17 protein-coding genes are annotated in these 20071 nt (G+C 48.8%); 6 read left to right on the top strand and 11 right to left on the bottom strand.

Features of this window, described 5'->3' with window-relative positions; all coding sequences use genetic code 11:
• Positions 1–135: 135 nt before the first annotated feature.
• Entirely contained in the window at positions 136–2733 is a 2598-nt protein-coding gene (locus EOE67_RS03140) for an Ig-like domain-containing protein (protein WP_127697592.1), read from the top strand.
• 227 nt (positions 2734–2960) lie between these two features.
• Here EOE67_RS03140 and astB read toward each other — a convergent pair whose 3' ends face one another.
• A complete protein-coding gene (gene astB, locus EOE67_RS03135) occupies positions 2961–4301 on the bottom strand; it encodes an N-succinylarginine dihydrolase (RefSeq protein ID WP_127697591.1) in 1341 nt (446 codons plus the stop codon).
• 225 nt (positions 4302–4526) lie between these two features.
• Between astB and topA the strand changes: the two genes are divergently transcribed.
• Positions 4527–7121 carry a type I DNA topoisomerase gene (gene topA, locus EOE67_RS03130; protein ID WP_127697590.1) on the top strand — a complete coding sequence of 865 codons (2595 nt, stop codon included), beginning with the start codon at positions 4527–4529 and terminating at the stop codon, positions 7119–7121.
• Between the two features lie 129 nt (positions 7122–7250).
• Here the strand turns inward: topA and EOE67_RS03125 are convergent, their stop codons facing one another.
• Positions 7251–8015, bottom strand: coding sequence for a hypothetical protein (locus EOE67_RS03125; RefSeq protein WP_127697589.1), 765 nt, complete (start codon positions 8013–8015; stop codon positions 7251–7253).
• 74 nt (positions 8016–8089) lie between these two features.
• Positions 8090–8776 (bottom strand): sensor histidine kinase, encoded by a 687-nt coding sequence (locus EOE67_RS03120; protein ID WP_240652698.1) that lies wholly within the window; start codon positions 8774–8776, stop codon positions 8090–8092.
• Between the two features lie 173 nt (positions 8777–8949).
• Here EOE67_RS03120 and cysB point away from each other — a divergent pair, with 173 nt between their 5' ends.
• Complete coding sequence (gene cysB / locus EOE67_RS03115) at positions 8950–9927, top strand: HTH-type transcriptional regulator CysB (RefSeq protein ID WP_127697588.1); 978 nt, start codon at positions 8950–8952, stop codon at positions 9925–9927.
• 238 nt (positions 9928–10165) lie between these two features.
• Positions 10166–11047, top strand: coding sequence for a LysR substrate-binding domain-containing protein (locus tag EOE67_RS03110; RefSeq protein ID WP_127697587.1), 882 nt, complete (start codon positions 10166–10168; stop codon positions 11045–11047).
• 46 nt (positions 11048–11093) lie between these two features.
• Here EOE67_RS03110 and queC read toward each other — a convergent pair whose 3' ends face one another.
• Positions 11094–11756 (bottom strand): 7-cyano-7-deazaguanine synthase QueC, encoded by a 663-nt coding sequence (gene queC / locus EOE67_RS03105; protein ID WP_127697586.1) that lies wholly within the window; start codon positions 11754–11756, stop codon positions 11094–11096.
• A gap of 85 nt (positions 11757–11841) precedes the next feature.
• Here queC and queE point away from each other — a divergent pair, with 85 nt between their 5' ends.
• Positions 11842–12507, top strand: a complete 666-nt coding sequence (gene queE, locus EOE67_RS03100; RefSeq protein WP_127697585.1) for a 7-carboxy-7-deazaguanine synthase QueE — start codon at positions 11842–11844, stop codon at positions 12505–12507.
• A 14-nt stretch (positions 12508–12521) separates the two neighbouring features.
• Here queE and EOE67_RS03095 read toward each other — a convergent pair whose 3' ends face one another.
• Positions 12522–13106 (bottom strand): LON peptidase substrate-binding domain-containing protein, encoded by a 585-nt coding sequence (locus EOE67_RS03095; RefSeq protein ID WP_127697584.1) that lies wholly within the window; start codon positions 13104–13106, stop codon positions 12522–12524.
• 239 nt (positions 13107–13345) lie between these two features.
• Here EOE67_RS03095 and EOE67_RS03090 point away from each other — a divergent pair, with 239 nt between their 5' ends.
• The gene (locus EOE67_RS03090; RefSeq protein ID WP_164852202.1) at positions 13346–14209 is read left to right on the top strand and encodes a substrate-binding periplasmic protein; all 864 of its coding nucleotides are present in this window, start codon (positions 13346–13348) and stop codon (positions 14207–14209) included.
• A 7-nt stretch (positions 14210–14216) separates the two neighbouring features.
• On the opposite strand, the gene EOE67_RS03085 is transcribed toward EOE67_RS03090, so the two are convergent.
• From EOE67_RS03085 to EOE67_RS03060, 6 genes are all read right to left on the bottom strand, one after another.
• A complete protein-coding gene (locus EOE67_RS03085; RefSeq protein ID WP_240652697.1) occupies positions 14217–14648 on the bottom strand; it encodes a DUF2069 domain-containing protein in 432 nt (143 codons plus the stop codon).
• Positions 14645–15259, bottom strand: a complete 615-nt coding sequence (gene wrbA, locus EOE67_RS03080; RefSeq protein WP_240652696.1) for an NAD(P)H:quinone oxidoreductase — start codon at positions 15257–15259, stop codon at positions 14645–14647. Before wrbA ends, EOE67_RS03085 begins: the two co-directional genes overlap by 4 nt.
• Positions 15260–15267: 8 nt before the next feature.
• Entirely contained in the window at positions 15268–15612 is a 345-nt protein-coding gene (arsC, locus tag EOE67_RS03075; protein WP_127697582.1) for an arsenate reductase (glutaredoxin), read from the bottom strand.
• Positions 15613–15623: 11 nt separating this feature from the next.
• Entirely contained in the window at positions 15624–17066 is a 1443-nt protein-coding gene (bepA, locus tag EOE67_RS03070; protein ID WP_127697581.1) for a beta-barrel assembly-enhancing protease, read from the bottom strand.
• Positions 17063–17734: a hypothetical protein gene (locus EOE67_RS03065; protein ID WP_127697580.1), complete on the bottom strand. Its 672-nt coding sequence runs from the start codon at positions 17732–17734 to the stop codon at positions 17063–17065. The genes bepA and EOE67_RS03065 overlap by 4 nt, the downstream gene beginning before the upstream one ends.
• 220 nt (positions 17735–17954) lie before the next feature.
• Positions 17955–20045, bottom strand: coding sequence for a TonB-dependent receptor family protein (locus EOE67_RS03060; RefSeq protein WP_127697579.1), 2091 nt, complete (start codon positions 20043–20045; stop codon positions 17955–17957).
• Positions 20046–20071 lie beyond the last annotated feature (26 nt).

The raw sequence follows: 20071 nt of genomic DNA, 5'->3' as shown, positions 1-20071 counted from the left end.
TTAGCCTACCAGTTTTTGTGGTAAAAGAAAAATTTGTACTAAATCGTTAATTTAGCGCTGACGAATTTGAATTTATTCAGCTAAGATGCAGAATTAACAAAATCTAAATATAAGAATCAGCTAGGGAGAGTTTTCATGCGAAACATCCGGCAACTTCTCGTTGCGTTTTTGATGAGTGCAGTAGTCGCTTGTGGTGGTGGTGGTACATTAGGCGAAAGCGGTACTCCAACAACGCCCAGTTATAGTATTGGTCTGGCCTTAACTGATGCCAGCGGTGTTCCCTCAACAGGGGTCAGCAAAGCAAACCCATTAAAACTCAAAGCAACTGTCAAAGCGACCAACGGCTCAGCAGCCAATAAACTGGTCACCTTTACCATCAATGATACCGCACTCGCTTCCTTCAATAATGGTGCAGGGACTGCTCAGACTCTTGCCGACGGCACTGCTGAAATTGGCTTGCTGGCAGGCACCAAAAGTGGTGCCGGTGAAATTTCAGCTTCCATCGATGGTGGCACGCCGGTAAAAATCGCTTTTACTTCGGCGGGGGATAGTGCTGCTGGCGGCGCATTTGTTATTTCAGTTGAAACACTTGCCGCAGATGGTTCCGCCGCAACAGAAGTGGGCAAAAATACGCCTCTGACGGTCAAGGCGACACTTACTTCGGCTTCAGGTGTTGCACAGTCTGGCAAACTAATCCAATTTACAATTGATAATCCAAGTCTGGCGACATTCAACAATGATGCGGGAACTGCGGTAACCAATGCCAGTGGTGTGGCGACAATTGGTTTGGTAGCAAGTACTAAAAGTGGTGCTGGTGTCATTACTGCAGCATTGTCTGAAGATAGTCAGTTCCGTGGCACAAAAGCGTTTAGTTCCAAAGGTGATGGCGGCGTCGTTGATACCACTCCGGTGGGGTCAATTTTGCTTTATGCAGATAAGTTACAGTTAGGCGCAGGCAGTACGGATCGCGTCGAATTGTCAGCATTGGTTCGGGACAGAAACAATATCCTGATGAAAAACGTCAAGGTACAGTTCTCGGCTGACAATGATTCTGAACTTGAAGTTGTTTCCGAAATGACCGGCAATGATGGAGTCGCAAAAGCCAATCTGTCGTCAAAAACGAATTTTAACCTGCGAACAATTAAAACCACTGCAACTGCCGGTGGCGAAAACAAAACATCTCAGGTCGATATTAAAGTTGTCGGAACAAACATCAGTATCGTTGGTCCGAACGCCGTTGTTTTGGCAGGAAGTGGGCAGTTCACGATTTCATTGCTGGATTCAACCGGTAAAGGCATTCAAAACACCGTAATACAACTCTCATCAAGCCTGAAGAATAATTTTAACATTACTTCTCCTGTGACAGACCCTTCGACGGGCAGAGCTGTAGTTACATATACTGCTGTTAACGGTGGTACAGATCTAATAACCGCAACAGCACTTGGTGTTACAACTACATTCAGTGTGGCTATTGATCCGGACGCTTTTGCATTTGAATCATCTGGCTCAAACACCACGCAGGAAATTCCACTAAACACTGCAGCGCCAGTCTCTGTAAAATGGTTACGCAATAACTCTCCATTGGTTGGTAATGATGTGCTGTTCACGACGACCCGTGGGGTAATTGCGCCGACAGCGGAAACTTTGGCGGATAAAGTTGTAGCGACTAAAGCAACAGATGATGCTGGTGTAGCGCAGGTATTTGTCCGATCTGCTTTTGCTGGTTTTACTAATATTGGTGCTTCGTCAACGGCAAGTGGCGCCAATATCAGCTCGAGTAAACTGGTTGAGTACATTGCGACGACACCAAGTGTGACAAAAGGCATTGAAGTCCAGGTATTCCCGGCACAGTTAGGCGCAGGTGAAAAAGCAACAGTGCAAGCAGTGTTGCGGGATGATAAAGACAATCCAATCAAAAATCAGTTAGTGGCATTTTCGCTATCGAATTCTGCGGGTGGTCAGTTAAGTCCATCAACAGGGCTCACCAACTCCCAAGGGGTTGCAACGACAGAATTTACAGCTGATGCAAATTCAGGTGGTTCTGGAACACCAACCTTGCCACAAGGTTTACGCGTCAACGCGACACTGGTTTCGAATGCTAATGTCAAAGGCGATACCGGCGTTGCTGTCGGTCGCAGAACTTTATTCTTTCGTTTTGGTAGTGGTGATGTAGTTGCAAAAATTGAACCGAATTTATATTCAGTCCCCTATGCAATTATTGTTACAGACGCAACCGGAAATCCGATACCTAACCAGCAACTGAATGTCGCAATTACATCGACCAAATACCGTAAAGGCAGACATTTGAAACGACCTTTAGTTGGTGCATTTGTAAACTGGGAGTCCATTGATTCAATTACGTGCCTATCAGAAGATGTTGATAGAGATGGTGTATTAGATTTTGGCGAAGATTTTAACTTAGATAAGCAACTAACCCCTGGTAATGTTGCAACCGTTGCTAGAACAGTTACGGCGGATGCCGATGGTATTGCACAAGTTAACTTAGTGTATCCACGTGAATATGCTACATGGGTAATTGTTGAAATGACAGTATCAGGCATTGCCTCTGGCACTGAGAATGTTTCAAGCCGTGAGGTATTACTTCAGATACTTGGTTCTGAGACTACGACTGAAAGCAATGCACCGCCGCCAAGCCCGTTTGGGATTGGCAGAGCTGTCGAAGATGACAAAATCTATGTCGGTGGTCCAGCAAGCTGTGCCACAACGGACTGAGTGTAGGTTCAGAATGAGTGATAAAAACTCCGCTATATGCGGAGTTTTTTTTGTAATGTGATTGGGTTCCGTTCACCCAAATCCTGGCTTTAGTTGCGAAATGACGCCTGGCATATGGACAGGTATTTGGCTGAAAATAGCTTGTCGATAAGGTGACCATTCATCGAGACAGCTGCAAAAAAAACCTGCAATTAAGCAGGTTTTATCATATTTGCGAACACAATATCCTACCGCTGGAACTGATAAACCGCACCCAATTTCAAAATCTGCGTCAATTCATCCAGTGCCGTACGCGATTCATTTAACAGCTGTGGATCAGCTAAATCGGCTTCGGAAATCTGGTCGCGATAGTGGGTGTTGACCCAGAGGTTCAGCCGGTTAAACAGCGCATCATTAAGCAGAACGTTTTGGTTGACCGCTTTATGCTCTTGCTCACTCATCGCTACGCGCAGCCTTAAACAAGCCGGGCCGCCGCCATTACGCATGCTTTGTTTTACATCGTAATAGTGGACCTGGCGAATAGGCGTACCACGGCCTGTCAACTGATCGAGGTAAGCCGATACTTGCGGATGGTCACGGCATTCGGTCGGCGCAAGAATTGCCATCTCGCCGGATGGTAGCGTGATCACCTGGGTATTAAACAGGTAGGTCTGAATCGCTTGCTGCACTGTCACTTCATGATCAAAAACTTCAATCAGGTGCAGCTCGCTGGCATCGCCAAACTTGCGTCGTACTTCATCTAGTTTCAGTGCGCTGTCGACAAACGCCTGCTGATGATAAAACAATACGTTTTGGTTACCGACAGCTATCACGTCATTGTGAAACACGCCCTGATCAATCACTTCCGGGCTTTGCTGGATGTAGACCACTTTGTCATCGGATAAACCATGCAAACGCGACACCGCTTCACAAGCCTCAAAGGTATGACGGGCCGGGAAGTTACGTGGCGCTGGTTTGTTGTAGTCAAAGGCGTAACGGCCAAATACAAACAATTCCACGCCTTTGGCACCGTAGTCGCTGCAAAGCCTGGTGTGGTTCGCTGCGCCTTCATCACCAAAATGGTCGTTGTCCGGCAAGTGTTTATGGTGGGCAAAATGTTGCTCATCATTAAACATCGCCTGCAAAATCCGGCCGGTGGTTTCAGGTTCTAACGAGCGGTGGAATTTGTTGGTGAGATTCGCTGGCGTGAAGTGAATTTTACCATCCAGGGTATCTTTACTTGGTGAGATAGTCGCCGCGTTGGCTGTCCACATGCTGGATGCTGAACAAACCGCCCGGAATACCGAAGGGGCTTGTTTTGCCGCTTTAGCAATCACATCGGCGTCGGATCCGGTAAAACCTAACCGACGTAAAGTGTAGACGTCCGGTCGTTCTTGTGGTGCTAACACACCCTGCACCATGCCAAGATCGGACAAGGCTTTCATTTTCTGCAAGCCCTGCAAAGCGGCTTGTTTTGGGTTTGAACTATTTTTGGCATTGTTGAGTGACGCCACATTGCCGACGGATAAACCGGCATAGTTGTGCGTCGGCCCAACCAGACCGTCAAAGTTTGCTTCGAAATACTTCATTTTTGCTTTATTCCTTCAGTTGGGAAGGGGCACTGTTATTGTTTTTATTGCGGCCGTTGATAGATTGCTTCATTTTTTTCGGTGATTAAATCACCAGAATGCCCCGTAAATAGCGGGCTTTCACGATAATAATGAGTTTATTCACTTGTCACAACTTCAGTTTGCGGATATACGTTAAAAAGACATGTAGAATGGCCACATAAGTTTAGGGATCTCGGAACAACGATGGCGAAATCACTGGTAATAGTCGAATCACCGGCAAAAGCTAAAACGATTAATAAGTATTTGGGCAATGATTTTATTGTAAAAAGTAGCGTTGGACACATCCGTGACCTGCCTACCAGCAGCAATAAAGACAAGAGTAAAACCAGCGAAGTGAAGCTTGAAAAAGCGCAAAAAGAGTATCTGGCGCTGGTTGACCGGATGGGTATTGACCCGGCCAATGGCTGGAAAGCCCGTTATGAAATTCTGCCTGGCAAAGAAAAAGTCGTTAAAGAACTCAAAGCGCTGGCAGAAAAAGCTGACACCGTTTATCTGGCAACAGACTTAGACCGTGAAGGGGAAGCCATCGCATGGCATCTCCAGCAGATCATTGGCGGCGACGATCAAAAATTCAAACGGGTGGTGTTTAACGAAATCACCCAAAACGCCATCAAAAACGCCTTTGTTGAACCTGGTGTTGTGAATGTTGACCGCGTTAACGCCCAACAAGCCCGTCGCTTTTTAGACCGGGTGGTGGGTTTCATGGTGTCACCGCTGTTGTGGAAAAAAGTCGCCCGTGGTTTGTCCGCAGGTCGGGTGCAGTCGGTCGCGGTACGCTTAGTGGTGGAACGCGAACGCGAAATCAAAGCCTTTGTACCGGAAGAATACTGGACAGTGGATGCCCAAACCGCCACTGCCAATACCGTTGCACTGAATCTCGAAGTGGTCCGTCAGCAAGGTAAAGCCTTCCGGCCGGTCAATCAGGCCGATACCGCAGCCGCTGTCGCGTTATTACAGCATGCTGCATACAAAGTCACCGATCGTGAAGACAAACCGTCCAGCAGCAAACCACAAGCGCCTTTTATCACCTCAACCTTACAGCAGGCGGCAAGCACGCGCTTAGGGTATGGCGTGAAGAAAACCATGATGTTGGCGCAGCGTTTGTACGAAGCGGGTTACATCACCTATATGCGTACCGATTCAACCAACTTGTCGGTTGATGCGGTCACCGCAGTGCGCGAATTTATTGAACAACAGTTTGGCAGTCAGTATCTGCCAGAGCAGCCGCTGACTTACGGCAGCAAAGCCAACGCGCAAGAAGCGCACGAAGCCATCCGTCCATCGGATGTTAATGTGCAGGCCACCGCACTTGGTGATATGGAAGCCGACGCTAAAAAACTGTACGAGCTGATTTGGCGCCAGTTTTTGGCCTGTCAGATGCCAAACGCTTTGTACGATGTGACGAACATCACAGTACAGGCTGGTGATTTTGAACTCAAAGCTAAAGGCCGTGTGCTGCGTTTTGATGGCTGGACGCGAGTGCAACCGGCGCAAAAACGCAAAGACGAAGAAGAAAAAGAACTGCCGGACGTGAAAGTTGGTGAAGTACTGTCGTTACAGCAGTTGTTGCCGGCACAGCACTTTACCAAACCTGCAGCGCGTTTTAGCGAAGCCAGTCTGGTCAAAGAGCTAGAAAAACGTGGTATTGGCCGGCCTTCTACGTATGCCGCCATTATTTCGACTATTCAGGAACGTGGTTATGTGAAGGTCGACAACAAACGTTTTTACGCTGAAAAAATGGGCGAAATTGTCACCGACCGTTTAGTTGAAAATTTCAGCGATCTGATGAACTTCGACTTCACTGCCAATATGGAACTGAAGCTCGATGATATCGCCCATGGCGAATTGTCCTGGCGCACGGTATTAGATAGTTTTTACGGTGATTTCTCCAACCAGCTCAAAACAGCCGAAGCTGACGTTGAGCAAGGTGGTATGCGTACCAATCAGTTTGTGTTAACGGATATCGATTGTGCGACCTGCGGCCGGAAAATGGGGATTCGTACCGCCAGTACCGGGGTGTTTTTAGGCTGCTCAGGCTATAACCTGCCGCCGAAAGAACGTTGCACCACCACCATGAATTTAACGCCAGGCGACGAAGCGGTGTTAGTGGCGGATGATGATGAGCTGGAAACCGAAGTACTGCGCCAGAAAAAGCGCTGTACGAAGTGTGGTACTGCGATGGATTCGTACCTGCTCGACGAGCAACGCAAGTTGTATGTCTGTGGTAATAACCCGGGCTGTGACGGTTATCTGGTGGAAAGTGGGGCCTTTAAAATTAAAGGTTACGACGGTCCGCTGATTGAATGCGAAAAATGCGGTTCTGATATGCAGTTAAAATCCGGCCGCTTTGGCAAGTATTTTGGCTGTACCAACAGTGACTGTAAAAATACCCGTAAATTGCTGCGTAGCGGCGAAGCAGCGCCACCAAAAGAAGATCCGGTACATTTGCCTGAGCTGAAGTGTGAAAAGTCTGAGGCTTATTTTGTGCTGCGGGATGGTGCAGCTGGTTTATTCCTGGCCGCTTCTACTTTCCCACGTTCGCGTGAAACCCGCGCGCCGTTAGTGGCTGAACTGCAACGCTTTAAAGACCGGTTAGTGCCGAAGTTTTTATATCTGACAGCAGCACCGGCGCAAGATCCAGCGGGGAACCCAACGGTTGTGCGTTGGAGTCGCAAGACTAAACAGCAGTATGTGATGTCAGAAAAAGATGGCAAAGCTTCTGGCTGGTCATTGTGGTTTAAAGATGGCAAGTGGCAGGAAAGTAAAGCGGAAGCTTAATCTCAGCTTTCACTTGTTATGAAAAAAGGCCACTTCGGTGGCCTTTATCATTGTTTTATATGCAAAAATTTAATCGTTATTTGATTGACTAAGATAGGGGCATACCAGGGTAACCAGAGGATTTCAGCCCTACCATTTGCGTTTGGGGGCAAACAACACGTCCAAGTCATTGTTTTCCGCTTCGGCTTTTTTCTGCCGGTCCCGTAAATTGCCTTCTTTGAGCTCTTCCGCAATTTCCGCCAGAATCGAATTCATTTCGTTGCGTTTTGCCACTACATATTCGTCGGCATGTGAAGCATTCGATAAGGTGATTAAGGCTTTTTCGTAACACTGCCGTGCTGAGCCCAGCATCTGGCCATTGCGGGCCTGATTACCACGTTTAATCTGACTTTCCACATTAATCCGCAACTGCAAATTTTCCAGGCGTCGGTCTTCCTGCACCACCAGCTGTGTTTCAATATTGCCACGGGCATGTTCGGCGCGCAAAATGGTGCGCAGCTTTTTAATACCCTGGATCATGCCGATAATTTGTTTGTCATTGTCTGGCAAACTGATGTTTTCAGAGATGCTGCCTTGGCCTGGCGGCATTTCAGTCAGACGTTTTTCAGTGTCAGCCAATCGGCTTTTTAGATCGCGTGAGCCCGGTTCCAATTCGACCATCGCTTTGAGGGTATAGACGATACGTTTTAACAGCATTTGGCTAATGCCTGATGTCAACGGCACATTGGCAGCGTTCAGCAGGATTTCTTCGGTATCTTCCAGCATACTACGCAACTTGGAGAACTCAGCCCGCTTTAGCGTGGCTAACCTGTCTTTATGTTGCTGCATCGCGTTCGTGATGACGGCGAACACCACCAGTGCAATCACCAGAACTATGATTATGGTTAAAACCATCGGAACCTCTGACTAGGTATATCTCAAGCATCTTAAACAGAAATTGGCAAAATTACCAATGTTCTGCCAGTGAGTTACGGCAACCACAACCGAAAGACGCCACCACCGTAACGACCGCCATTACTCAGTTCAATGCGGCCGTGGCGACCTTGATTACGGTGGGCTTTGGCAATTAAGTGTGCAAAAAACAGGCCTAAACCAGTGCGTCCGGCTGCCAGATTAAAATGAGTCATGCTGTTGTCATTGTTTTCCAGCATAAAATCCGGAAAACCGACGCCATCGTCATGCAATTCGAGGCATAGCTGAGCGTCTTCGATACTGGCCTTCAGCAGCAATTTGCCCGAGCTATAACGCAACGCATTGACGAACATATCGTTAATTAGATTGCTGACCAAATCATTGTCGAAAAACCAGCTTAAGTGATGTTCAGTTTCAACCTGCACGGCAATTTGCTTTTGCTGACTGTACATTTCATTTTTGATCACCACTTCTTCCAGCAAGTCCTCGACAAAATATTCATCAAGGTGCAGTGGTAGCTGATCTTTTTCGATCCGGTACAACGACAGCAGTTGCATCAGATTGGTATTCAGCCGTGAAGCTTCGTAATGGATCCGAGCCAGCTCCGTGCTGGCGTTTTCTGATAATGGCGCTAAGTCCTGTTGCAGCAAATCCATCGACTGGATCAGCATACACAAGGAGTTTTTCATATCGTGTACGGCGGAGGCCAGTACGGTGGCAAAATCTATTTCCGGATGTTCCACGATCTTGGTTTTCCTTCTGACGGAGAATGCGAGGTTGCGGTGAAAAAGTGCTACTGATTTTTACAATTTTTAGCTACTATTGGTTATAGCGACGGCCAAATTTTGATTTGGCTGGAATAATCAGAGCATCTGCACATATGCCTAATCATATGTCAATAACGGAAGGCTGACACATGAAATTACAACAGTTGCGTTATATTGTCGAAGTACTGAATCACAATCTTAACGTATCCGCCACAGCGGAGAGCTTGTATACCTCGCAGCCGGGCATTAGTAAACAAGTGCGGATGCTGGAAGATGAGTTGGGCATTCAGGTGTTTGGCCGCAGTGGTAAACATTTAACCCATGTGACACCGGCTGGTCGTGATGTAATTGAAATTGCTCAGCAAATTCTGGCCAAAGTAGAAAGTATCAAAGCAGTCGCTAAAGAACATACCTTACCTGATCAAGGTAAACTCAATATCGCCACCACCCACACTCAGGCCCGTTATGCGCTGCCACAGGTGATTGGCGGTTTTATGAAAAAATTCCCGAAAGTGTCATTGCACATGCATCAGGGCACGCCACAGCAGATTTCTGAAGCAGCTTCCCGCGGCGAAGCGGATTTCGCCATCGCCACCGAAGCGATGCATTTATTCAGTGATTTAGTGATGTTGCCTTGTTACCACTGGAACCGCAGTGTGATTGTCCGTAACGACCATCCGCTGGCGCAACTGGCGCATCGGATTGAAATTGAAGATGTCGCCAAACACCCAATCGTCACTTATGTGTTTGGTTTTACTGGTCGCTCTGAACTTGACCGTGCTTTTGGCGAAAAAGGGCTGGAGCCGAAAATTGTGTTTACCGCCACCGATGCCGACGTGATTAAAACTTATGTCCGGTTAGGGCTGGGCGTTGGCGTGATTGCGTCGATGGCGATGGATCAGGAGCTGGATAAAGATTTAGTCTCGATTGATGCCAGCCATTTATTTGCAGCATCCACCACTAAGATTGGCTTTCGCAAAGGCTCGTTCCTGCGTACCTATATGTATGACTTCATTGAACGTTTTGCGCCGCATCTGACCAAGGATGTGGTTGAAAAAGCCAATTTATTGCGCAACCAGGAAGAAATCGACCGGATGTTTGCCAAGTTCGATTTACCGGTTCGCTAAACACTCCAAATGTAAATTGTCGGGTTAGAGTTAATTGTTAACTAATTTAACAATTAACTCTAACCTCACTGTTAACATGAGACTTGGCAGATCCCTAAGTTAATTCTCGCTGTTACACCCTACCCGCTTATACTAATTCTCAATATGGACGTCTAGATGTTGAAATGTCTATATTGTCGGGTTATGCTGCTCGCAGACCTTTGGAAAACCACTCCGGTTTCAATGAAGACAATTCATCATGATTGATTTAAAACTGTTGCGGACTTTGCAGTCGTTGCAACAAACCGGCTCGTTACAGGCCGCGGCCAGCCGGTTATTTCTGACGCAGTCGGCGTTGTCGCATCAGCTCAAAGATGCTGAACAGCAGTTAGGCGCCAGTTTGTTTATCCGCAAAACCCAGCCGGTGCAATTTAGCAGTCAGGGAAAAATACTACTGGAACTGGCGGCGCAGATTTTGCCTCTGGTCGATATCGCCGCCGCGCAATTGAAAAACGGTGAGTTCGCGGCGCAAACGCTACGCCTGACGGTGGAATGCCATGCCTGTTTTCACTGGTTACTGCCGGCCGTAAAAGCGTTCCGCCAGCAATGGCCGGACGTGACGTTGTCGCTGGATACCGACATTGAGCACCACGCGGTGGAAGCTTTACTCAAAGACGAGTTAGATTTGGTGTTAACCACCGACGTGCGACTGGAAGGGCAGGTCAGTTTTCAGCCGCTCTTTGAGCTGGAATTGCTGGCCTATATTTATCCTGAACACCCACTCGCGGCGAAAACCATCATCCAGCCGGAAGATTTACAAACTGAAAAGCTGTTGTCCTATCCGATCCCGCCCGAGCGGCAGGATTTATTCCGCTATTTTTTGAAGAAAAATCAGTTTCAGGGCCAACAACGGCAAGTTGGCCAGGCGAGTCAGATTTTGCAATTGGTGGCGGCAGGTGAGGGGATTGCAGTATTACCGGCCTGGTTGGCGGAGCCTTTTGTCAGTCAGGGCTTGATTGTGACCCGGCCCTTGGGAGATAGCGGATTAAAGCGGCAGATGTATCTGGCGAGCCGGCGCGATGACACAAGTAGCGCGACGCAAGCGCTGTATCAGCTATTGCGCCGGTTTGCGCCGCAATAGCTTGTTTTCAATCATATTTTTTTGATAAAAGCACGAACAGCCGCTGTTATTGCTGCTCGTATGGCAGTGGATCAAGGGTGTTGTTTAAGGTAAAAGCTTCCAACCGTTCCTGACAAGAACCACATTTACCACAGGCTTGTTCGCGGCCGTTGTAGCAAGTCCAGGTTTTACCGTAATCCAGCCCCATCGCCAGACCGTCTTTGAGGATTTCAATTTTGGTTTGTTGCAGGTAAGGGCTGATGATATCGACCGGTTCATAGTTGGCGATCTGACAGACATCATTCATCTTCTGCACAAATTCCGGCCGGCAATCCGGGTAAATAAAGTGATCGCCGGAATGCGCGCCGTAATATACCGCTTGCGCATCCAGCGACACGGCATAGCCAACGGCAAGGCTCAGCAATATCATATTGCGGTTTGGCACTACAGTGGATTTCATATTATCAGCGGCGTAATGACCTTCTGGTACTTCAATATCGTCAGTTAATGACGAGCCACCAATTAATTGGTTAATGGCTGAAATATCAACGATCTTGTGATGAATGCCCAGTTCCTGACAGACGTTCTGTGCACAAACCAGCTCTTTGACATGGCGCTGACCATAATTAAACGACAAGGCATACACATCGTGGCCAGCGCGGATCGCATTATGCAGCACAGTGAATGAATCCATGCCACCCGAATAAATAACAACAACTTTTTGCGGCATGCTGTGCGCTCCCGTTATAATGCACCCAAAGAAGGGCGCGCATTGTACTTTAAAATTAGCCGCATCTAAAGGAAATCAACTCAGCGTGTATAAAGTTAACGAAATATTTGAAACCATTCAGGGTGAAGGCAACTACACCGGCACGCCGGCAATCTTCCTGCGTTTACAGGGCTGTCCGGTCGGTTGTTCCTGGTGTGATACTAAACACACCTGGGACATCCAGCCCGATTTACTGATCCAACTCGGCGATACCACGCAAAAAAAAGCCGATTCGGATCACTGGGCCCAAGCCGATGCCCAGGCCATTCTGGCGCTGTTTCAGCAGCGTGCTTATCGCGCTAAACATGTGGTGATCACCGGTGGCGAGCCTTGCATGTATGATTTAAACCCGTTGTGTGAGCTGTTGCATCAACAGGGTTTTAGCACGCAAATCGAAACTTCCGGTACTTTTGAAATTTTAGCGCCGCTGCAGACCTGGGTCACTGTGTCGCCGAAGGTCAATATGAAAGGCGGTTACGAAGTGCTGCGTAGCTGCCTGGAACGCGCCAACGAAATTAAACATCCGGTGGCGATGGAGAAACATGTGCAGGAGCTGGAACAGTTACTGATTGGGCTGGATTGTCAAAACAAGCTGATTTACCTGCAGCCGATCAGTCAAAAAGCCAAAGCCACTCAGCTAGCAATCGAAGCCTGTATGGCACACAACTGGCGGTTAAGCGTGCAAGTTCATAAATATCTTGGGATTAATTAGCAAGGACAGAAAATTCATTCGCTGTCCTGCTGTTGTAACCAGCTACAGAGTGCATCCAGCGCTGGTGTGGCATTGTCTGCTGCCATTAGCTGATATTTTAGTGGCGGCGGCATGGTCAGAATTTCAATCCAGCGCTGCGCCAGCCAGGTTGCATCTTGCCAATGCGGCTTGGGGTACATGCTTTCCAGTTGCGGGTTTTGCGCAAACACCGTTTTGAGTTCCTGGGTGAGCTGTTGATGGGACGGTAAAAACGGCGTTTCCTGCCAGTCGGGCAACACAATACCGTTGGCGACATGCAAGCCATCAGTTTCCTGCCAGCGGTCAGCCAGTTCAACTCTTTGCAACCCCTCAATGGTGATGCCAAGCAGCCCGTCATCTAACTGGGTAAAGTCAGTGATCTGGACCAAAGTCGCCAGCGGAAAAATCCGATCCGGATGTGTTTGTGCGACATAAGGATTTAGCAGCGCACTGACAAAAGGCCGACCACCCGCACAAGCTTCCCGCACCAGTCGGATATAACGCGGTTCAAACACCCGTAGTTTCATCCGCCCACCTGGCAGTACTACCTGACTTAATGGAAATAACGCTACTTCTGTCAAAATTCCCCCTCGCATCATCAGCAAACTCTGCCGTTATACGCGAGTAAGCCGACATTGGATTGCTATAGTTCCTGAGCTGAGGCTTTGTGCATGATGTATTGCGACTGCAGGTAAAAACTTTGCTATGGTTAAGGCACAACGTTCATTCGATGCTGAGCGCTGTTGTTGTCAACTTTGAATGTTATAGGCCGCTGCGGATGACAGAATTGATCCACGAGAAGTGCAGGGATCGGGTAAATGTGACATCAGTAAACGGTATTTTTCCGCAGGTTTATCCTTGTCTTTATCGGGAACAACAGCAAAGTTTTCCCGTGTTGCTGGTGCTGGCATGCCTGTGTTTGATGACCGGTGCATCGGCGCAAACAAGCGCGACAGCTGCTGCGACGGCGCCGGTTTTGCGTGCTGTGGTCAGTGAAACCAACCCGGTGCCTTATGCCATGTTTTCCCCTGAAGGCAAACTGATGGGCGGGATCAGCAAAAGTCTGATTGATAAAATCGGTCAACTGAATCAAATGCCGGTGCTGTATTTAGATGTGCCAAGAGCCAGGGTTGAAGGCTGGCTGATCAGTAATCAGGCCGATGTCGGTTGTTTTTTAAGTCCGGATTGGGTGAGCCGACCGCAGGATTTGGCTTGGGTTGGGCCGTTATTTCATTCATCGCAGCTAGTGGTCCGGCGCAGTGACAGTAAACCTGTAGCGCAGTTAAGCGATATGTATCACCAAAGGATCGGCACCATTCGGGGTTTTGTTTATCCCGAGCTCGAACAAGCATTTGCCGAACGCCTGCTGATCCGTGATGACGCGCACTCGCTGGAAAGCAACCTGACCCGGCTAGCACAAGGGCGGCTGGATGCAGTGATGGCGGTGGATTTATCGTTGGGATATGTGATGTCCAAACGCAAATTTGAGGTAGCGTTAAGTTTTGACCCGCTATGGACAAAACCGCCGGCAATTTTTTGTGCCATTAGTCTCGACTCGCCGCTGCGACCCGCGCTGTTGCAGTCGTTTGAGCAACTGCAACAAAGCGGTTATATCCAGCAGTTATTACAGCAGTATCAGCCAACGATGCCTGCAGCGACTGCTGAAACACCAGCAGCCAACTAGCGGCGGATCAGGATTGCCGCACCGGATCGTCTTTTAACTTTGGAATTTTCAATCCCAGTTCCTGACCACGGAATTTGGCGTAATAAGTACAGCCGGCAAACATCAGGCAACTGGCCAGCAGTTCAATCAGGGCGAGCAGTAGCGCAATATTGCTGCTAACCCACAGATTGGTCAGACTGTGCACAAAATAAATCATCACAATAAAATTGGCCCAGGCGAAGGTATAAGCTTTGCCACGAATGATGCCGACCAGCGGAAACCATAACGGCCCCCACAACAGCGCTAACAACACCCATTGGCTGCCGAGCTTTGGTGGGTTCAGCCACAACACCGACAACGGCATTAGCAGAAATAACAAACCAAAGCCAAGCTGGCCCAGTAATAAAAAACGACGGGTTTTTGGTGCCATTGGCACTTCTGCTGCAATTAACAAACTCATGATAACTTTCCGGCAATCGTTGCGAGACGTTTTCCAAAGGAAATCGCCAGTTGTTGTTCGTGCGCCGACAGCAGGGTCGTGGCAATGCTGCCGCTGACATGTGTCGGGCCATAAGGGGTGCCACCGGTTTGTGTCTGATGCAAAGCGGGTTCTTCGTAGGGGATCCCCAGCAATACCATGCCGTGATGCAACAGCGGCAACATCATCCCCAACAGCGTGGCTTCATTCCCGCCATGCATCGAACTGGACGAGGTAAACACACCGGCTGGTTTATCAATCAACTGACCTTTGAGCCAGAGATCGCTGGTATTGTCCCAGAATGCTTTCATTTCGGCGGCCATCAGGCCAAACCGGACTGGACTGCCTAACGCCAGTGCATCGGCCTGGATCAGTTCATCTTTTTCGATCAGTGGATGCAGCGCTGGATAGTCACTGTTAAAGTCAGGGTTCAAGTTAGGTACAGTGCGGATCATCGCAGTTGCGCCAGCGGCCACCACGCCAACAGCAATTTTTTCTGCGAGCGCAGCCACGGATCCGTGGCGGGAAAAATACAAAATAAGCACAGTGTTATTTTTTAGAACAGCTTCGCGCAACAGATCTTCTTTCAACACAGCATCTCTCAAAATAGTTCCAACAACCGGTTTGCCGGACGGGCAATGACCGCTTTATTTCCCATCACCACCACTGGGCGTTCCATCAATTTTGGTTGCTCCAGCATCGCCTGAATAATTAAGTCATCCGACAGGCTGAGATCAGAAAGGCCAAGTGTATGATATTCGTCTTCTTTATCCCGCAGTAACTGACGCGGACTTAATTGCAGTCGCGCCAACAGCTGGCGCAGTGCGGATTCATTCAGTGGCTCATTCAGGTAATGAACCACCTGAAAAGGTTTGCCGAGCTGCTCGAGTAACGCCAGAACTTCGCGGCTTTTTGAGCAGCGATTGTTGTGATAGATCGTCAACATTGGCCTTGTCCTCAGTTAAGTTTTTTAAGTCTGCTAAATTCGGTCTGCAGTTGTTTTTTCTTCGCTTCCAGGCGCCGGCTTTCCAGTTGGTCATCCTGGGTCAACTGATTCAATGCCACGTTAATGTCATCAATCGCTTTTGGATAATTGGCCAGCTGATAATACAAATCGGAGCGCGCTTCATAATAACGCGCCATATCATTCAGACCTTTGTAGGCATCCACTAACATTTCGTAGGCTAAAAAATTGTCGTTTTTGTAATACAACAGATTGCGCAGCAAGTGCAGTGCCAGCCGGTAGGATTTTCCCTGCATCGCCGCATTGGCGTAATTGAGGGTGATGATTTGATTATTCGGCCGCAATAAATATTGTTGTTCCAGCATTTCCAGCGCTTTGTCGACCCGATTGGTACTGATATACACATCGGTCATCGCATCAAGATAAAACAGATTTTTGTCATCTTCACTGCGCAGTTTACTCAGCAATTGTTCGGCTGCGGCATAATCTTTTTTATCGTACAACGCCAACGCCAGTCCATAATGATTGGCTTTGGTATTACCGCCAGGACTTGCCATTTTTTTCTGGAAATGGGCAATTGCACCTTCATTGTCCAGCTGATAACGCGCCCAGATCCGCGCCTGAATTAACGGGAAATCGGTGCTGTCCGGCACAAACCGTTGTTGAAATTGTTGTGCCCGCACCCGGGAATCGCTGATCCGTGCTTGTGATAACGGGTGCGTGTATAAAAAAGCCAGTTGGGTATTGCTGAATCTGGTTCTTTCACTGAGTTTATTAAAAAACTCCGGCATCGCATAAGGGTCAAACCCGGCATTGGCCAATAATTGGATCCCAATCCGGTCGGCTTCCTGTTCATTGCTGCGGGTAAAGTTAATCGCCGATTGTTGCGCCATGCCCTGGCTCGCCATAATACCGGCCATCCCGGCTTCGGGGTTGACTGTCGCCAGAATAATCGAGCCCAATAATGACGCTAACGTCAGTGGTGCCGATTGCGAACGGGCTTCCACCGAGCGGGCAATATGGCGCTGCGTGACGTGGACAATTTCGTGTGACATCACCGAAGCAAATTCACTTTCACTGTCAGCGACCGCCAAAGTACCGGTATTCGAAACTATATGGCCACCCAGGGTGGCAAAAGCATTGATATTTTTATCATTGACCCAGTAAAACTGAAATGGAAAACGCACGCCTTCCGCTTTGGCGACCATGCCGTTGCCAAGATTGTTCAGGTATTCGTCGAGCAACGGATCATTCACCATCGGCAAACTGGCGCGGGTTTGCCGCATCATCACGTCACCAATTTGTTTTTCTTTCTCCGGAGTTAAGGTGGCAAACGCATTGCCGCCAAGATCGGGCAGCGGGGTAGCTGCATCGGCAGGGCAACACAGCAACAAACTTAATCCAATACTACAGACCCATACTACACATAACTTCATCTATTTTTTGACTCTGTTATCCCGGCTTTTAACGCCGAAAGCTGAAGTTCATCGGCATCCGCCTGACCAAGGATCTTTTCCTGTTGGTCGAAAAACTGACGAATGGATACACCATCGACCTTCATTACCTGAACATGTTTTTGCAAAAACTCAATCGCCGCATTGACCAGCTTGTGCGAATACAAAATTAATGCAAAATCGGCATCGTCGCCGTGTTCAAAATAAAAGCTGATAAATTTATGCAACTGATTGATCCGTAACACCATTCGCATGGACATCGGATCCCAGAGTTTAAACTCCATCAACCGGTTGCCTTTCACATACTGATCGATTTCAGTGTCTTTGGCATACGGCAGCGCATGAAGTTCAAATCCACGGTCAGTAAAAACCTGATAGAGGGCAATCCGCGGTTTGTGTTCACAGTGAATAATATTGGCATTGTCGACATAACCTTTGAGCAACTGCAGGTTCCAGTTCCGTTTATCAATAATGCGTTTGATGGCGTTGTCAAAACCATGAGTGAGCAGACCTTCGGACTCACCCAGTGACTGCGCCACCATATGATAAAAAGGTGGTAATTCGCCCCAGTTGATTTGTTTTTTGTACCAGTTGATGTCTTTTAAGGTTGGATTCTCGGGCAGTTTACTGCGATTTCCTGGTCCACTCATGGCGCTGCTACCTTTTCACTCGACACGGTCTCTTAGCCGATTATAACCAATTCCGCTGTTGATGAGAAAAGTTATCCTTAACATTTTCAGGACCGCCAAAAAATAGTAAATACCGATATAAAACAGTTAATTAAATCTTGGAGGTTCAGATTTGTGCTACCCAAGTTGAGTACTCAGTGCAATGCTCAACTAAGCGCCAACTAAGTGCTTAATCCAGTGCTTAATCCAGTGTGATAGTCAGTTGCATACCAGCCACCCATTGCCGCGGTATGCCGGGTTCAAAACTACGGCCATTGGCCTGATTCACCACCACGGCGCCGGCATAGGTTTTATCCAGCGCGTTTTCCAGACCTAACCAAAATTGCCACTGGCTGTGTTGCAAGTCAAATTGCCAGCGGCTGTCCAGTTGCAGCAAAGTCACCGCAGGCGCACTTAAACTATTGGCATCATCGACCCAGAGTTTGCCACGATAGTTCAGTTGCGTACGTAGTAACCAGCGGTCGTCCTGCCATGGCCGATATTCCAGCAGCCAGTCATGTTGCACCCGCGCGACACCAGGCAGCAAGCGGTGGGTATTGTTTGGCACTTCAAAACTGCTATCGAGTAGGGTGCTGCTGAATCGATGTTGCCAGTGTGCGGACCACTGTTGTTGCCAGAAAAGTTCCAGACCGTGGCGGCTGCTGCTAGCCGCATTACGATAGCTGGTACGTCCGCCAACGGACTGATCCACCACCAGTTCGTCACGGCTCTTGATATAAAACAAATCCAAAGATGCTAGAGTCGCTTCGGTCTGATATTTAACACCGGTTTCAATTTGCTGATTGCGCGCTGCTTTTAGTGCCAGATTTAAGCCACCACCGTTACTTTGATAAGCCATTTCGGTCAGCGTTGGCGTTTCAAAACCCTGACCCATATTCAGGCTCCAACTCAAATCCGGTAATAGCGGATAGCTGACGCCAAGCGCGAATGACGGATGTTGATCGGATTTCTCGCCGCTATCGTCCGGATTACCCGGCCGGATAAAATAGTCAGTCACGGCAAACTTCAGCTGACTCAATCTTACCCCGGCACTGAATCGCCACCGATCAGCCGATAAATATTCACTGCGAACACCAAGCTCGCTGCTTTGCACCTGACCACTTTCATCGCGGCGCAAATCACCAATACTGCCCCGTTGATTGACATAACCCTGACGCTGATCGGTATGTTGTTCAAACTGCGCTGAATATTGCAGCCACCAGCGGCCAAGTTCAAATTGGCGCTGACCTTTGAGGCCAAAAAAATGTCGGTTCAGATTGACGACACCGCCGGCTGAACTGATGGCATCACCACTAAACGCCAGGAGTTGCTGAATATCACGTTGCCCGTGCCAGACGCCGAGTTGCCAGTCGCCTGACAACGGCTCGAGCTGCATGCTCAGTTGGCGCTGTGCACTATTTTTCTGGCTGTTGAACAGCGTGGCGACTGCCGCAGTTTGGCTGGGGTTTTGCTGCCATTCGGCAAAAGTCAGCCCGAGTGGGTCTTGCAGCAGTGGATCGTCCGACCAATCATAACGCCAATTCAGTTGCAGATAATCGGCGAACAGGTGCGTTTGCCGCAGGCTGGCCTGACGTTTTTCTGCGCTGTTGTGAGGCCGGAAACCGTCATGTTTGAGCTGCTTTAGTGAAAGTTCAGTCTGACCGCTGCTGGCTTGCAGTTGCTGTTGTTGCAGCTGATTGCCTGAAACCTGCGTCAGGCTGACCGACGGCGGCGCTATCGGTTTACTTCGCAACGCCAACACACCGCCGGCGGAGTTGCCATACAATGCAGCAAACGGGCCACGCAACACTTCAACCGAACCCAGTTGATCCAGCAGCATGCTGCCAGGCTGGCTTTGACCATCGGCCGTCGACCAGGGCTGGCCATCCAGTAACACTTCAATGCCACGCACGCCAAAACTACTGCGACTGCCAAAACCACGCAGGCTGATCCGGCTATCCTGGGCAAAATTGGCGCGTTGGTCGGCCTGCACGCCAGGTAATCCCTGGAGTAAAGACGCGATATCCAGCGCCGGGGCTTCGTCGGTTAAATCGCGGCTGTTAATGGCGGCGCTGCTACTGAGCCATGGCTTAGGCTGTTGGGTGGCCGTCACGACCAGTCGCTCGATATTAGTCTCAACGGCATTGCCAATCTCAGCTTTGCTCTTAGCTATATTCGCAGCATGTTCGGAGGCAGCTGCGGCGTCTGAGCCAGCTGCAAAAACAGGGCTACAGGCAACAGCCGCAGTGACACTCAGCAGTGATTTAAAAACGAAGGAAAACTTAGCAGACATGACAGTACTCAGCCGGCAGTGACGCC

The sequence above is a fragment of the Rheinheimera riviphila genome (assembly GCF_004005945.1).
GTDB classification, from domain to species: domain Bacteria; phylum Pseudomonadota; class Gammaproteobacteria; order Enterobacterales; family Alteromonadaceae; genus Pararheinheimera; species Pararheinheimera riviphila.
The sequence above is the reverse complement of the archived record's forward strand: the minus strand, read 5'-3'. Positions and strand labels throughout refer to the sequence as shown.

Excerpts from the sequence above, each read along its gene's own strand:
- queC (WP_127697586.1), bottom strand. The coding sequence starts at position 11,756 with ATGCCGCAAAAAGTTGTTGTTATTTATTCGGGTGGCATGGATTCATTC.
- bepA (WP_127697581.1), bottom strand. The coding sequence starts at position 17,066 with ATGAAGTTATGTGTAGTATGGGTCTGTAGTATTGGATTAAGTTTGTTG.
- EOE67_RS03085 (WP_240652697.1), bottom strand. The coding sequence starts at position 14,648 with ATGAGTTTGTTAATTGCAGCAGAAGTGCCAATGGCACCAAAAACCCGT.
- cysB (WP_127697588.1), top strand. The coding sequence starts at position 8,950 with ATGAAATTACAACAGTTGCGTTATATTGTCGAAGTACTGAATCACAAT.
- EOE67_RS03140 (WP_127697592.1), top strand. The coding sequence starts at position 136 with ATGCGAAACATCCGGCAACTTCTCGTTGCGTTTTTGATGAGTGCAGTA.
- arsC (WP_127697582.1), bottom strand. The coding sequence starts at position 15,612 with ATGTTGACGATCTATCACAACAATCGCTGCTCAAAAAGCCGCGAAGTT.
- EOE67_RS03060 (WP_127697579.1), bottom strand. The coding sequence starts at position 20,045 with ATGTCTGCTAAGTTTTCCTTCGTTTTTAAATCACTGCTGAGTGTCACT.
- topA (WP_127697590.1), top strand. The coding sequence starts at position 4,527 with ATGGCGAAATCACTGGTAATAGTCGAATCACCGGCAAAAGCTAAAACG.
- astB (WP_127697591.1), bottom strand. The coding sequence starts at position 4,301 with ATGAAGTATTTCGAAGCAAACTTTGACGGTCTGGTTGGGCCGACGCAC.
- EOE67_RS03110 (WP_127697587.1), top strand. The coding sequence starts at position 10,166 with ATGATTGATTTAAAACTGTTGCGGACTTTGCAGTCGTTGCAACAAACC.
- EOE67_RS03125 (WP_127697589.1), bottom strand. The coding sequence starts at position 8,015 with ATGGTTTTAACCATAATCATAGTTCTGGTGATTGCACTGGTGGTGTTC.
- EOE67_RS03065 (WP_127697580.1), bottom strand. The coding sequence starts at position 17,734 with ATGAGTGGACCAGGAAATCGCAGTAAACTGCCCGAGAATCCAACCTTA.